Source organism: Flexithrix dorotheae DSM 6795 (assembly GCF_000379765.1).
Lineage (GTDB): Bacteria > Bacteroidota > Bacteroidia > Cytophagales > Flammeovirgaceae > Flexithrix > Flexithrix dorotheae.
The window spans coordinates 256,111-270,250 of sequence record NZ_KB903487.1 but is presented as its reverse complement, the minus strand read 5'-3'; the positions used below and the strand labels follow the sequence as shown (position 1 = coordinate 270,250).

Annotated in this window: 14 protein-coding genes; 5 read left to right on the top strand and 9 right to left on the bottom strand. The window is 35.9% G+C overall.

Going from position 1 to position 14,140, the window contains the following annotated elements; genetic code table 11:
* Nucleotides 1-2 precede the first annotated feature (2 nt).
* Nucleotides 3-416 carry a Fur family transcriptional regulator gene (locus A3EM_RS0134785; RefSeq protein WP_020532880.1) on the bottom strand — a complete coding sequence of 138 codons (414 nt, stop codon included), beginning with the start codon at nucleotides 414-416 and terminating at the stop codon, nucleotides 3-5.
* A 355-nt stretch (nucleotides 417-771) separates the two neighbouring features.
* On the opposite strand from A3EM_RS0134785, the gene A3EM_RS46605 reads away from it, so the two are divergent.
* Entirely contained in the window at nucleotides 772-2,796 is a 2,025-nt protein-coding gene (locus A3EM_RS46605; protein WP_020532877.1) for a response regulator, read from the top strand.
* An 85-nt stretch (nucleotides 2,797-2,881) separates the two neighbouring features.
* Here the strand turns inward: A3EM_RS46605 and A3EM_RS0134760 are convergent, their stop codons facing one another.
* Nucleotides 2,882-3,652, bottom strand: a complete 771-nt coding sequence (locus A3EM_RS0134760) for a class I SAM-dependent methyltransferase (protein WP_020532876.1) — start codon at nucleotides 3,650-3,652, stop codon at nucleotides 2,882-2,884.
* 392 nt (nucleotides 3,653-4,044) lie between these two features.
* Between A3EM_RS0134760 and A3EM_RS46600 the strand changes: the two genes are divergently transcribed.
* From A3EM_RS46600 to A3EM_RS0134735, 4 genes are all read left to right on the top strand, one after another.
* Nucleotides 4,045-5,259, top strand: a complete 1,215-nt coding sequence (locus tag A3EM_RS46600) for a GWxTD domain-containing protein (protein ID WP_020532874.1) — start codon at nucleotides 4,045-4,047, stop codon at nucleotides 5,257-5,259.
* Nucleotides 5,260-5,463: 204 nt separating this feature from the next.
* Nucleotides 5,464-6,174, top strand: coding sequence for a metallophosphoesterase (locus tag A3EM_RS0134745; protein ID WP_020532873.1), 711 nt, complete (start codon nucleotides 5,464-5,466; stop codon nucleotides 6,172-6,174).
* 97 nt (nucleotides 6,175-6,271) lie between these two features.
* On the top strand, nucleotides 6,272-7,051 hold the full coding sequence (gene rlmB, locus A3EM_RS0134740) for a 23S rRNA (guanosine(2251)-2'-O)-methyltransferase RlmB (RefSeq protein WP_044240745.1): 780 nt from the start codon (nucleotides 6,272-6,274) through the stop codon (nucleotides 7,049-7,051).
* 91 nt (nucleotides 7,052-7,142) lie between these two features.
* The gene (locus A3EM_RS0134735; protein WP_020532871.1) at nucleotides 7,143-8,165 is read left to right on the top strand and encodes a glycosyltransferase family 9 protein; all 1,023 of its coding nucleotides are present in this window, start codon (nucleotides 7,143-7,145) and stop codon (nucleotides 8,163-8,165) included.
* Nucleotides 8,166-8,217: 52 nt separating this feature from the next.
* Here A3EM_RS0134735 and tsf read toward each other — a convergent pair whose 3' ends face one another.
* The 7 genes from tsf to A3EM_RS0134700 form a co-directional block, all read right to left on the bottom strand.
* Nucleotides 8,218-9,048 carry a translation elongation factor Ts gene (gene tsf, locus A3EM_RS0134730; protein ID WP_020532870.1) on the bottom strand — a complete coding sequence of 277 codons (831 nt, stop codon included), beginning with the start codon at nucleotides 9,046-9,048 and terminating at the stop codon, nucleotides 8,218-8,220.
* Between the two features lie 152 nt (nucleotides 9,049-9,200).
* Nucleotides 9,201-9,353 (bottom strand): hypothetical protein, encoded by a 153-nt coding sequence (locus A3EM_RS47840; RefSeq protein ID WP_020532869.1) that lies wholly within the window; start codon nucleotides 9,351-9,353, stop codon nucleotides 9,201-9,203.
* A gap of 38 nt (nucleotides 9,354-9,391) precedes the next feature.
* Entirely contained in the window at nucleotides 9,392-10,243 is an 852-nt protein-coding gene (rpsB, locus tag A3EM_RS0134720; protein WP_020532868.1) for a 30S ribosomal protein S2, read from the bottom strand.
* A 92-nt stretch (nucleotides 10,244-10,335) separates the two neighbouring features.
* Entirely contained in the window at nucleotides 10,336-10,722 is a 387-nt protein-coding gene (rpsI, locus tag A3EM_RS0134715; RefSeq protein ID WP_020532867.1) for a 30S ribosomal protein S9, read from the bottom strand.
* Nucleotides 10,722-11,165 (bottom strand): 50S ribosomal protein L13, encoded by a 444-nt coding sequence (gene rplM / locus A3EM_RS0134710; protein WP_026210764.1) that lies wholly within the window; start codon nucleotides 11,163-11,165, stop codon nucleotides 10,722-10,724. The genes rpsI and rplM overlap by 1 nt, the downstream gene beginning before the upstream one ends.
* A 155-nt stretch (nucleotides 11,166-11,320) precedes the next feature.
* Entirely contained in the window at nucleotides 11,321-12,652 is a 1,332-nt protein-coding gene (locus A3EM_RS44585; RefSeq protein ID WP_020532865.1) for a C69 family dipeptidase, read from the bottom strand.
* A gap of 36 nt (nucleotides 12,653-12,688) precedes the next feature.
* On the bottom strand, nucleotides 12,689-13,990 hold the full coding sequence (locus A3EM_RS0134700; RefSeq protein ID WP_020532864.1) for a dihydroorotase: 1,302 nt from the start codon (nucleotides 13,988-13,990) through the stop codon (nucleotides 12,689-12,691).
* Nucleotides 13,991-14,140: the final 150 nt, after the last annotated feature.

The following is a 14,140-nucleotide window of genomic DNA, read 5'->3' as shown; positions in this document are numbered from 1 at the left end:
AATTAATTGTTACATTTCACGCAAGTGCCGAGTATAAGCAGGTTGGCCTCCTCCTTGGTATATCCATTCGGAAGTTTAATTTTTTGGATAGGAATGTTATCCAGGCAAATGGTATCACCACAGGTTTGACATTTGAAATGTACATGTTCGTGATTGTGTAATGCTGGTTCGCAATCAGTCCCACACACGGCATATTTCACAATATTCCCTTCGTCCAGAACTTTATGCACAATACCATTGTCCAAAAAAGTCTTCAAAGTCCTGTAAATAGTAACTCTGTCGCATTGCCCTTCCAATTGTTTTTCAATATTATATTCGGAAAGAGCCGCCTCAGCATCCATAAAAATATCCAAAATGGTGCATCTGCTATTTGTAATTCTTAATTTATGATGTGAAAGAAGTTCTCTTGAATTCATAATAAGGCCCTTTTAATTTTTTAACTACATGAAGTACGGTTTTGTTTTCATCCTACTTTCCTTTTGCAAATTTAATCAATTTCTTTGGCAAGAAGCTATCTATGGATATTTTAGGGTTTTTATTGGGAGAAAATCAAATTTATTTATGAATTTGTAATTCTTGATTATCTTCAGCCATTAATTTATCAGGCTGTTTTTTACCTGAATAAGATTTTTTATACATGAAATTTCCCTTCCTTTCAAATATCAGGAATTTACTTTACACCCTGATTGAAATCCATTGGCAATTCATTATAATTATTCTTATTTTTTTTTAACTTCAATATTAATTATCGGATAAGTCTTCAATAATAGAATGAAAGACCATAAATATAATATACTTTACCTGGATGATGAGGAAAGCAACCTGAGAATTTTCAGAGCTGCCTTCAAACAATTTTACAAAATATTTATCGCCAAATCGGGCATGGAAGGCCTGGAAGTGCTCAAAGAAAATGAAATTCATTTGATCATTACCGACCAGCGAATGCCTAAAATGACTGGTGTGGAATTTTTAGAAAGAATTCTTCATGATTACCCCGAACCAGTCAGGATTATCCTTACAGGATTTAGCGACATTGAAGATATTATTCGTGCCCTGAATAAATGTGCGATTTATAGGTATATTGTTAAGCCGTGGAACAGGGAGGAAATGAAACTTACTATTGATAAGGCTTTGGAAACTTATCAATTAAGGAAGGATAACCTATCCCTGGTCAATGAACTCAAACAAATAAATGCCAATCTGGAGGATAAAATAAAAGAAAGAACTGCTGAGCTTCTAGAAGCTAAAGAAAAAGCAGAAGAAGCTTCAAGGGCCAAGGAGCTGTTTCTTTCTACCATGAGTCATGAAATTCGTACGCCCCTTAATGCGATTGTAGGGGTTTCTAACTTGCTGAAAATGGCCGATATCCCTCAGGAACATCTCGACAGTATCGAGATTCTTGAAATTTCAGCCAACAATCTCCTTGTTTTAATTAATGATATCCTGGATCTCTCTAAAATTGAGGCGGGTAAAATTGAGCTGGAGTCCACCGATTTCAATTTAAAAAACCTGATCAGGGGAATACACAAAACCCTGGATACCAAAGTTTCGGATAAAGGGCTTGATCTGGAGTTGGATTTTGACGATCAGTTACCTGATTTTATTGTTGGAGACCAGGTAAGGCTTGGGCAAATTATCACCAACCTTCTGAGTAATGCTGTAAAGTTTACGGAATATGGTTTTGTGAGAACTACCGTAAAAAAAATAAAAGAGAGAGACGATGAAGTTGATTTGCTTTTTATCATCCAGGATTCGGGAATAGGAATTTCCGAAGAAATGATCAATAAAATTTTTGAAGATTTTTCTCAGGCAAGTACGGATACTACCCGAAAGTATGGTGGGACTGGTTTAGGCCTGGGAATTACCAAAAAGCTAGTGGGCCTTCACGGTGGAGAAATTATTGTAGAAAGTGAAGTAGGAAAAGGTTCTGCCTTTAAATTTCAAATAAATTTCCGAAAAAGTGATAAGGTAATTGAAGATGAAAGGCTTACCATCAAAAGCCAAGATGAACTCAAAGACCTGGAAGGGCTGAATATTCTGGTAGTGGAAGATAATAAATTTAACCAGGCTATTGCCAAGAAATTCCTTACCGGTTGGAATGCGGAAGTGACTTTTGCCAACAATGGTGTAGAAGCCTTGGAAATTCTTAAAACAGACCGCTCTTTCAAGATTATCCTAATGGATATTCAAATGCCTGAAATGGATGGTTATGAAGCCACCAAACAGATCAGGAGCTTGCCTCAACCCTATTACCAGGAAATTCCTATCATTGCGCTCACAGCCTCTACTTTATCCGGAGAAAGGGAAAAAGTGCTTAAGGCTGGGATGAATGACTTCGTAATGAAGCCATTTAAACCTGAAATGCTTTATGGTACTATTCAAACCTTCTCTTCAGGGAAAATTGCTGGTGGAAATAAAGAGGAAAAAGAAGAAGAAAAAGAAGCACAAAGAGGGGAAATTAAATTTGGAAGGTTTAAAAGAATGGTGGAAAATGATGCTTCATTTTATGCTGAACTTCTTGAGTTGACTATTGAAGATTATAAACAATTTAAGGAAGAGTTTGATGAGTCGATTGACAAATCCGAACATGAAAAAATAAGTGAGATTTGCCATAAAATCCGTCCCAGTTTGATTACACTAGGGCTAAAGTGGCTGGATGATGATATATTGGCCTTAAGGGGAAAATTAAAAGAGGAACCGCCAAATTCTGAAAAAATACAGGCAGAAAAAGAAAAAATAATCTATAACCTGGATTTTGTAATGGAGAGTCTTCAAAAAGAGTTGGATCAGGTCTAGGATTTATAATAGTGGAAGGCCGTACATTAAAAAGGATCGAATTTGTCGAAGCCAGTAAATTCGATCCTTTTTTGTAGAATAATATCTATTTTTTTGCAATACAAAAGAAATCGAAGCAGTCATCAGCCCGATCGGAAACCAGGTAGTCTTCAATAGTGACATCCAGAACCAACTGATTATTTTTCTTTTGAAGAGATTTTCTATTGAGTCTGTTTAGAATATCATAAGGCACCTGTAAAACCTGTCTGGGCAATCTGTATTGCAAATTGAAAATATCAAAACGGGTAATTTTTCTTACTGATTCTTTATTACTTTCATAATAATCTATCACTTTTTCACTTCCAGTTATTCCTTTCAAATCCACTTCCCCGAAATGTTTTCCCATCAACTCCTCCAGCTGAGTTGCCGTGTACTCTCTTACATGCCAGGGATTTCTCGTAAGTGAAAGTTTGATATTTGGTGTAGTGATAATCGCTTTTCCTCCGGGCTTCAAAACCCGCTGAATTTCCCTGACGAAGAGATTATCATCATAAATATGCTCAATCACCTGAAATGAAATCACAAAATCAAATGAATTATCTTCTAAAAAACTTAATGGCGGAATATTTTCGTGAATAAACTTAAAGTCAGGATATGCTTTCTGATGTAAATCCAGCAACGCTTTATTTTTATCAATTGCGGTGTAATTGTCACATTTTTCAGCCAAAAGCTGTAATCCCCTTCCCGCACCACATCCAATTTCCAAAACATCACCAGAAATTATTTCTGCTGCCTTTACATAGGCATAAAATAGTCTTTGATGGATTACATTATCACTTTGATCTTCATGTGAGGTAATTTCCGTTGTGCTAAACATTTTTAAATCAGTGCTTTAAAAAAATGAATTAAAATCATCTGCAATAGTAATCCAAAAAACAGGAATGCTATAAACGCTTAAAATTCAACAAGTTAAAAAATAGTTGTGCGGTATTTTGCACGACTTTTACCAATTTTCAATTGGATATAAAAATTTGAGCAAAAATAGGTTATTTTGCAATGAAGGACCAGCAATTCTACTTTTCTGAATTTTTTATCATTTCCTCCAGTAATGAAACGGTAAAAAATCCAGAAATTTTTCAAAATTGAATTCTATATCACTTTTCCTTGTGTTTTAGTGTCCTAACCATGAGAGCTTCATACTTTTTATGAAGAGAGTCCTCAAAAAATTGCCTTTAGGGATATAGAACCAGTTATTCAAATCAGCAAAAAATGAAACAAACAAAAAGTCTATTATATTTTTCATTAGTGATTATACAGTGTATTTCGGTAAACTGCCTGGCCGGAGTACTGAAAAGCGAAAATCATTATATCGCAAACCCTATCTATTGCAGTATTAATCTTATAGACCTTGGATCAACCAAGAGAGTGGAAGTAGCTTTCGAAATCAGCCGTTTATCTAATTCAAATACGCCCGATCAGGTAGAAATTAATTATCTCATTGAATCTCAGGGGAAGGTAGTTTTAGAAAAGAAAATTGATTTAGGAGAAACCAGTGTGGAAAAAATCAATAGTACATTTTATTTCAATTTTTCCATTGACAAAGACAATCAACCTGGCTCGGTGCTAAAAATTATCATCAGGGATATGAAAACCAATGATGTGATTGAAAAACAAGCCATTCTCTCAGAAGCAAAAACAGCAAATTCCGTATCATTCGGATTAAAAAACCTTTCCAATAAAAACCATAATACTTATGTAATGGAAGGGGATTCTATTTCTTTTCCAGATCTGAACGGAGATTTCCCAATCTATATCACCCGTTTCGATTATGAATTTTTACCTGCTGCCCCGCCCATGGGAAATGGAATTGGAAGTGGAGCAAGAGAACTCAGGGTAGATTCCATGATTGTGGTAAAAAGCAATCAGCCATTTACCCTGGATAAAAAAACCTTGTACTTTGCCCAATCTGATTCCTCCTCTACAATTGGAATAGGCTTTATAGTTGTGGACAAGGATTATCCTAAATTTAGCAATGTGGAAAAAATTGCTAAATCCATGATTTATATTTCAACTGATAAAGAAATCCAGTCTTTTCTAACCGCAAGAGACAAAAAATCAGTACTGGATAATTTTTGGATAAATTCGGGAGGTAGCGTGGAAAATGCCAAGAGGTTAATCAAAACCTACTATCAAAGGGTGGCTTATGCCAATAAAAATTTCACTACTTATAAGGAGGGCTGGAAAACAGATAAAGGAATGATTTATATCGTTTTTGGCAGACCGGATGAAACTTATGAAGTGGAAAATGGGGAAAGATGGGTGTATTTTCTGGGCAAGAAAAGAGATCGGGTAACCTTTGAGTTTTTCAAGAGGAATAATATTTTTAGTGGAAATCATTACGAATTAAACAGATCCCCTCAATATAAAAAGGTTTACTTCACACAAGTATCCAAATGGAGAAAGGGAGAATTAGAATATGAATAAATAGATTGATTGTCCTTCCGAAGATCACTTTTTTCAATCATTTCTAAATTATTTAATTTAATATTCTTGCAATTTGATGTTTTCTCTTTTGTTTTGACAAATTTTAAAATGGTAAATGAACAAGAGAGTTTGCCTCTTTATTCAAAATAATGGAGTTTAACCTCTGTTTTTTCTTTCTGATACTGATATATAAGTTGAACTAGATTGGATACTTATTTAACTTTTATAGGAGATATCCACGGTTGCTTTGAGACTTTCAAAGCATTATTAGGGAAAATTCCCGTGCAAGACAACCGTATTGTTTTGCTTGGAGATATTATTAATAAGGGAAAAAGGTCTTATGAAACCTTTTCCTTTGTAAAAAAGAATAACTTTGAGATGCTTTTGGGAAATCATGAATATTATTGCATGAACCGAAATAAAGCATGGGCAAAAGAATTGTGGCTGAGAATGGGAGGGATGGAAACAATCAAATCAATTAAAAATTGCCTAAATATTGATTCAAGAGACCAGATTCAGGAGATTCTTGCAGAAATGTCATTTTTCTTTGAAGCCTCTAAAAGATATATATTGGTAGAAAATGCTAATGGGACCAAAATCCTGGCTACTCATGGAGGTATAAACAGCAAGATTTTCAGGCAGAATAATTACAAAATAGATTTAAGCCTGAGTATAGATTTAAGAATTCCCGGCTCTTTTATTTTTAATAAGTCAGAACTGGCAAAAATTCCCAATTGTATTCAGGTAATTGGCCATCAACCTACCGAGTATTGGAAAATAAAGTCAGAAATCAATTATAAATTGGACACTGGTTGTGTTTATGACAGGAAGGGAATGGGGTGGCTGTCTGCCATTATGTTTAATTTAAAGGAAGATCGACCACCAACTTTTTTCCATCAGAAAAATATTGATTGATCCTCCGCCCCATTAAAGAAAGGATAATATTTTTATTCTAAAAAAATTAATGGGGCTGGCAAAAGAAGGAGGTTTAAATAAAAGAAAACAAAAAAGTATGTATAAAAAATTTAATAGAGGAAGAGGCAAAAAACCTGAAAGCAGTGCTTTAATTTATGGGATTAATCCAATTGCAGAAGCACTTGAGGCGGGCAAGGAAATCGACAAATTATATATTCAAAGAGATATAAAAAATGACCATCTCAAATCATTGGTCAATATGGCCAACGATAATAATGTACCAATAGCTAAAGTTCCGCTCGAGAAACTCAATAAATTCACCTTAAAAGCCCATCAGGGTGCGGTTGCATTTCTTTCTTCTATTACCTATGCCTCTTTGGATAATATCATTACCAATTTATTTGCAGAAGGGAAAACTCCATTTATTTTAATTCTGGATCAGATTACAGATGTAAGGAATTTTGGGGCCATTTCGAGAACTGCAGAATGTGCCGGAGTAAATGCAATTGTAATTCCGCATAAAGGGGCTGCTCAAATTGGTCCGGATGCGCTCAAAACCTCTGCAGGAGCATTGAACCACATTCAGGTATGCAGGGAAGTTAGTTTAAAAGATACCGTGAGGTACCTGCAGGATTCTGGTTTACAGGTAATTGCCTGCACCGAAAAGGCAGAAGAAGATATCTATAAAATTGATTATACAATTCCTACTGCTATAATTATGGGCTCGGAAGAAACCGGAATATCCAATGATTTGATCAGGATAGCGGATGAACTGGCTAAAATCCCCATGTCCGGAAAGGTAAGTTCCTTAAATGTTTCGGTTGCCACCGGTACAGTTCTATTTGAAGCTGTAAGGCAAAAAATTAAAGCCAGTTAAACTTATTGGCTTTAATTTGGTTTTTATTGACATTAAAACTTTAGGAGAATTAAAATCACTACTTACCCTTCACTTCACACCTACTTTCTCAATGGCATCTGAAATCAAAAAAATTCTGATCATCCGGTTTTCCTCCATTGGTGACATTGTGCTTACCACTCCGGCTATTCGTGCAGCAAAAACCCAACTAAAAGATGTGGAGGTACATTTTGCCACAAAAGAACAATACCGAATCATAGTGGAAAATAATCCTTATATAGATAAAGTCCATTATTATAATGAAAACCTGGGACAGTTAATAAAAAGCCTGAAACAAGAAAATTTTGATTTTGTAATCGATCTGCATAAAAACCTTAGGACGAAAATTATAAAGACCCAATTGGGGAAAAAATCTTCCTCTTTCCAAAAATTGAATATTCAAAAATGGCTTTATGTAAATTTTAAGGTAAATAAATTACCCAATGTGCATATTGTGGATCGCTATCTAGATGCTTTAAAGCCTCTGGGTGTAAAAAATGACGGACTGGGACTCGATTATTTTATTCCGGAAAAAGATGAAGTAGAAGTATCCTGGTTGCCGGAAACCCATCGGGAAAAATACTTTGTATTTGCTATTGGTGGACAGCATGCCACTAAAAAACTTCCCTTAAAGAGAATGATTGAGTTGTGTGACAGAATAAATAAACCTGTCATATTATTGGGAGGAAAAGAGGATGAGAAAACCGGTGAGGAAATAGCAAATTTTTTCGATCGATCGAAAGAAAATAAATACTATAAAAAGGGACTGGAAGAACTTAAAAAGAAAGCGGTAATTTTCAATGGATGTGGTAAATTTAACCTCAACCAATCAGCCTCTATTGTACGAAATGCTGATGCTGTATTTACGCACGATTCAGGTCTTATGCATATTGCCAGCGCTTTTAAAAAAAGAATATTTTCCATCTGGGGAAGTACCTCTCCCTTTTTCGGAATGTATCCATATAAGACCCAGTTTTCTATTTTCGAAAACAATAAAATCAAATGCCGGCCCTGTTCAAAAATAGGCTTTAAAAAATGCCCAAAAGGACATTTTAAATGTATGAATGATGTTGTTTTCGATTTCTGGCTACCATAAAAAAAGCCATTGCAGACTTGCTACAATGGCTTTTTCCTTCGATTGAAAAACCTTATCTTCCAATACCAACTCTTACAAATTCTTTTACTGTAAGGCCTTTTTTAACACTGGTAAGGTATTGCTGTACATTTACCTTTGAGTCTTTTACAAACTCCTGGCTTAATAAAGTATTCTCTTTGTAGAATTTCTTTACAAATCCTTCAGCAATTCTTTCAAGGATATGTTCAGGCTTTCCTTCTTCCTTTGCTTTTTCAATACCAACCTGCTTTTCTCTCTCTACAACAGCAGGATCGATTCCGTCTTCATTTACAGCGATTGGTTTCATTGCAGCAATTTGCATGGCAATATCCTTTCCTACAGCTTCAAAGTCCTCTCCCTCAGTATTTGAAAGGTTTACTAACACAGCAATACTTCTTCCGTGAAGATAAGCAACAACCTGCTCTCCTTTGATATAAGCATAGTTTGAAACTTCAATCTTCTCTCCGATTTTACCTGAAAGCTCAACCATGTACTCAGAAACAGCTTTTCCTTCTACCTGAAGATTCAATAAATCTTCTTTAGAAGCTGGCTTGTTAGCAACAGCTGCATCGATTATTAACTTTCCTAGGGACTGAAATTCATCAGTATTAGAAACAGGCTCAGTCTCACAGTTTAAGGTAACTGCGATTCCTTCTGATTTATCATCACTAACATAGGTATATGCATTACCTTCTGAAGCTTCCTTATCTGCTCTTTTTGCAGCAACTTTCTGTCCTTTTTTTCTAAGGATATCAACTGCTTTTTCCAAATCACCACCAGCTTCTACCAGTGCATTTTTACAATCCATCATTCCAGCACCAGTGGCTTGTCTCAATTCATTTACCTGTTTTGCTGTAATTGCCATTTTATTTCAATTTTAAATTTTAATGATCTATTCCGATGAAAATAATGATTCTGTTTATTAAGAATAAAGGGTTATATTAGATCTTCCTGAAAATAGAAGCAACTGATATAACCCCTCAAATGGATAAACCAATATCTGATTTTAACCAAGTATTAAGCTGATTTCACCTGAGATTTCAAGTCATTTAGCTCTTTTCTGATTGCCTCAATTGCCGAAGCATCTCTGTCGGCTTTTTTCTTTTTGAAGAATTCAGACTGCTGCTTTTTCAGCTCAGTGATTTTATTTTGAATCTCTGTATTTGTCATTTTTTTATAATTTTAAGAAGCAACTAATGCTTAAATTCCTAGTTATCCGCTTTTTTCTCAGTTCCAGCCTCTTCCGCTTTAGGAGCAGGAGCTTCAGCTTTCTTCTCTACTGCCGGAGCTGCTTTTTCTGCCGCCTTTGGTTTTTCATCCACTGCCTTCTTAGCCTCTTCAGCCTGCTTTAACTTAGCATCATCTTTCTCCTTTTTTCTTTCCATCAACCCTTCTTCAATAGCTTTACCAATAGTTTCGGTAATTAAAGCAATTGATTTGAATGCATCGTCATTTGCAGGAATAACATAATCAACATCACTAGGATCTGAGTTTGTATCCACCACACCAAATACCGGAATATTTAATCTTTTTGCTTCTTTTATTGCAATATGTTCTCTCTTTACATCAATCACAAAAAGGGCAGCAGGTAGTCTATTCTGATCAGAAATTCCTCCCAATACTCTTTGTAATTTTTCCTTTTCCCTGGTTTTCATCAGCCTTTCCCTTTTTGCAAGGTTTTTAAAGGCTTCATCTTTCATTAACTTGTCAATAGAAGAAAGTTTTTTCAATGACTTTCTAACAGTGGCAAAGTTAGTTAACATCCCTCCTAACCATCTCTCCGTTACATATGGCATTTTCAATCGCTCTGCCTCAGCAGAAACAATTTGCTTTGCTTGCTTTTTAGTCGCTACGAACATGACTTTTCGCCCCGACTTCACAATATTTTTAATAACCTCTGAAGCAGAATCAATCGCTGCTAAAGTTTTGTTCAAATCGATGACGTGGATTCCATTTCTCTCCATGAAAATGTAAGGAGCCATTTTTGGATTCCATTTCCTGGTAAGGTGGCCAAAGTGCACCCCAGCGTCAAGAAGATCTTTATACTCTAATCTTGGCATAAAATTATTATTTAAAAATTAATTAAAAATACTGACTGCTCAATGGAATTCTATTGAGAATACGACCAAACAGCCAAGTTGAACAATAAAAATTAACGCTTACTGAACTGGAATTTCCTTCTAGCTTTTCTTCTACCGTATTTCTTTCTTTCCACCATTCTTGGGTCCCTGGTCAGGAATCCTTCTGGTTTGATTAATCCTCTTTTCTCAGGATCAACTTCTACCAATGCTCTGGCAATGGCCAATCTGATAGCCTCAGCTTGTCCGGTGGTTCCTCCACCGTATACATTTACACTGATATCAAATTTACCCTGATCACCACAAGTCACGATTGGCTGATTGATGATGGTTCTAAGAATTTCTGAAGGAAAAAACTCAGTCAGAGATTTTTTGTTAACAGTAATTTCGCCTTTACCTTCCTGTAGGTAAATTCTGGCTACTGAACTTTTTCTTCTGCCTATTGTGTTAATAACTGCCATTATAATTTAATTTCTTTAGGTTGTTGCGCTTCATGTGGGTGCTCAGCACCTTCATATACATAAAGATTTTTAAATAAAGCTCTTCCTAATTTTGTTTTTGGAAGCATTCCTCTCACTGCATTTTCTATTAACAATGTTGAAGATTTTGCCTTTAAATCTAAAGGATTAGATTTTCTTTGACCTCCTGGGAAACCAGTGTGTCTCAAGTAAACTTTATCAGTCCACTTTTTACCAGTCAGCTTCACCTGGTCAGCATTAATCACAATTACATTGTCACCGCAATCTGCATGGGGGGTGTAACTAGCCTTGTACTTTCCCCTGATTATCTTTGCTACTTCGCTTGATAGCCTTCCTAAAATGGCTTCCTTAGCATCAACTAGAACCCATTCTTTCTGTGCCGTGCTTTTGTTAGCAGAAATAGTCTTATAACTTAAAGTATCCACTACCTTTATCAGTTTTGTTAAAATATTTGAGCCTTGGCCCTTACAATTTCTTCCCTTATTTGAGAAAGAATATAAAGACACCTCTCCCAAAAGGATTGCAAAAATATAGACTTAATATTTTTTATGCAAAATAGTTGTAAAAAAAGATTTGATTCTTAAGAAAGATGAGCTTCTCTGTTGAGTTTTTTAAGGTAATTTGTGTAAAAAATGGAAGAAGAATTGAGTTTCTGCTTGCCCATTTGATATTTCCATTCCAGAATTTTCTTTTTATGAAGCGTAAATGATTTTTCAGAAAACTCATTCAGGGTATCCACTTCAGGGTTTCCCGAAGCAAATATTTCTTTTTCTTTGGAGATAAAATCTTTTTGAATTTTTTCCCGCTCTGTATTATATATTTTTCGGGCCTGCTGATAATGCTTCAACACTAAGCGATTAAACCTTTCAGATTGCCACCAAAAAGATTCATCTGCCATGGAGCTTGGTTGTTTCGTAAGCCCTTCATAAATATTATTACCCGGAATAAAGAATGGCTTAAAAATAGAATTACAAGGAAGCGAAGTACCGGTGAGCCAGGTAGTAGATGGCTTGTCCTTTCTTATTTCTACCAGCATGGATCCGGTAGTTTGCAAAGGATTGAGTCTGCCCGTAGCCATCATACTTATAGAACTCGTATTTGCCATTGTTGGAGAAAAATTATCCTTTTGATTATGAGAAGATAAAATTTCAATTCCTCTCAAAACATCAAAGTTTCCTTTATAACTGTTCCCAAACTCTGCTACTTTTTTCTGTCTGATTTTACTTTTGCTCATTCGGGTATAAAACCACTCAGAATATGCTTCCCGAAAATTAAAGCTTTTACCTTTTTTAGTCCAGCCATTCTTGCTGGCAAAATCCATCAGATCCTTACTATGTAAATCAAACTCTTCCTCAATGGTGTAGCCATTGGAAATATTTCGAAATCCTTTCACAATTTGAGCGGCCCATTGTTTCCCCACAGTCTCCAGGACCCAGGCTTTTTCAGAATCGGCAATAATAAAACTATTATTATAATAGTAATTTTGATTTCTATATCCTCCGAAAGCATCCTGCCCATATTCTTCCAACAACCCTGTAATCATTCCCAAAGCCTCGTCAGCTGTTTTGCATCTTTCCAAAGCCACCCGCAACATATCCATACCAGTTAGTCCAGCATTTTTTTTATCTGACTTCACTTTTGAAAAAACTGCCTCATTTCCAATAGTGAGCCCAAACTCGTTCGTACCCATTTCTGCACCCCACATATGGAATGGCCTGGACAACAAAACTTCATAGGTAGTTTTTACCTGTGGTATTTTAATGTAAGAACATTCCAGCATATCCTCCTCCTGATCCATGGCTGGTATACGCATTATGGCCTGGGCTTCATTTGGTTCTCTGCCTGAATTTTTCCCAAATATCATGTTGCCATTGGTGGTTACTTCAGGAACGGCAATAAATGTATCGGACATGGGCTTGATGTATTTTTACGATGAAGTGAAAGAATCCTAATTTTTTACAAGAAAATTCTGCTCTAAATCACCAAAATATTTGAAATGCTGATTATTTATTATGCCCAAAGCTCTTCCGGTAAGTTCTTTCCCAACAAATGGCGTATTGACTGATTTGGATTGAATATGTTCTTTTGAGAATATCCACTCTGAGTTTTCATCGAAAATGGTAAGGCACGCCTCGTTTCCTTCCTCAATACTTATCAATTCCTGCTTAAGGATTTTTCTTGGGAATTTTGTAAACCTGTCAATAAGAACTGATACATCCATCCCTTCTGGTTTGTAGGTGTTGATAATGGAAAATGCAATTTCCAGGCTGATCATACCAAAATCAGCCAGGTCAAATTCTAATTGCTTACTTTCCTGATCCTGAGGAGAATGATTAGAAACGATCGCATCAATAGTTCCATCTTCTATTCCATCCCAAATTGCGATTAAGTCCTCTTTTCCCCTAAATGGCGGGTTCACTTTCAGGTTGGTATCAAAACCCATTAACTCATGATCGGTAAAAGCTACCTGATAGGCGGCTACATCACAAGTCACATTTAAGCCCTCTTTTTTGGCATCTCTGATTAATGAAATCCCCTTTTTTGTAGAAACATTGGCAAAATGAATTTTTCCTCCGGTGTATCTTAATAAAGATAAATCCCTCGAAATGGCTAATTCCTCTGAAATAGATGGCAGTCCCCTGGTGCCCAGCATAGTACTGGCTACCCCTTCATGCATATGGCCATTTTTCCCTAAATGCGGATCTTCTGGTCTGGTCAATAATAAACCATCAAATGACTGAAGATATAAAAGAGCCTTGCTCATTACTCCTGTATGCCAGATAGCATTTGTACCATCTGAAAATGCAATTGCTCCTGCATGATGCAAATCTATCATTTCAGTAATTTCTTCTCCTTCTGCATTTTTTGTTAATGCAGCTATACTGTGCAATTGCACCGGAGAAAACTTACTGGTATTTTTAATATAATTAATGGCATCTTTGGTTTGGATCACCGGATTGGTATTGGGTAAAACTGCCACATCCGTAAATCCTCCAAAAGCAGCAGCCTCACTTAGAGAAGCTATATCTTCTTTGTATTCAAACCCGGGTTCTGAAAGTGAAGACCACATATCAAACCATCCCTGAGACACAGAAAGTCCTTTTCCCTCTACTTCAAATTTGGCTTTTCCTTCGATAGGATCTTTGGAAATCTTACTAATTTCCCCCTTTTCAATAGCGATAAAAACAGCCTGATTATGCAGGGGATGGCCACTATCTATTAGTTTGATGTTTTTAAGCAGAATCTCCATTTATACTAAAAAGAAGTTGGTTTAGTGTATTTGTAAGTTGTTTGCCTCATCAAATTCAAATACGTACAAAGTTTATCCTTGCATACCCAAAACGATTCGCTATAATTGATAAAAGCGAGTTACTGTGGCATTAAGGAATTGTGAAGCAAA

Excerpts from the sequence above, each read along its gene's own strand:
- A3EM_RS0134785 (WP_020532880.1), bottom strand. The coding sequence starts at position 416 with ATGAATTCAAGAGAACTTCTTTCACATCATAAATTAAGAATTACAAAT.
- A3EM_RS46605 (WP_020532877.1), top strand. The coding sequence starts at position 772 with ATGAAAGACCATAAATATAATATACTTTACCTGGATGATGAGGAAAGC.
- A3EM_RS0134760 (WP_020532876.1), bottom strand. The coding sequence starts at position 3,652 with ATGTTTAGCACAACGGAAATTACCTCACATGAAGATCAAAGTGATAAT.
- A3EM_RS46600 (WP_020532874.1), top strand. The coding sequence starts at position 4,045 with ATGAAACAAACAAAAAGTCTATTATATTTTTCATTAGTGATTATACAG.
- rlmB (WP_044240745.1), top strand. The coding sequence starts at position 6,272 with ATGTATAAAAAATTTAATAGAGGAAGAGGCAAAAAACCTGAAAGCAGT.
- A3EM_RS0134735 (WP_020532871.1), top strand. The coding sequence starts at position 7,143 with ATGGCATCTGAAATCAAAAAAATTCTGATCATCCGGTTTTCCTCCATT.
- tsf (WP_020532870.1), bottom strand. The coding sequence starts at position 9,048 with ATGGCAATTACAGCAAAACAGGTAAATGAATTGAGACAAGCCACTGGT.
- A3EM_RS47840 (WP_020532869.1), bottom strand. The coding sequence starts at position 9,353 with ATGACAAATACAGAGATTCAAAATAAAATCACTGAGCTGAAAAAGCAG.
- rpsB (WP_020532868.1), bottom strand. The coding sequence starts at position 10,243 with ATGCCAAGATTAGAGTATAAAGATCTTCTTGACGCTGGGGTGCACTTT.
- rpsI (WP_020532867.1), bottom strand. The coding sequence starts at position 10,722 with ATGGCAGTTATTAACACAATAGGCAGAAGAAAAAGTTCAGTAGCCAGA.
- A3EM_RS44585 (WP_020532865.1), bottom strand. The coding sequence starts at position 12,652 with ATGTCCGATACATTTATTGCCGTTCCTGAAGTAACCACCAATGGCAAC.
- A3EM_RS0134700 (WP_020532864.1), bottom strand. The coding sequence starts at position 13,990 with ATGGAGATTCTGCTTAAAAACATCAAACTAATAGATAGTGGCCATCCC.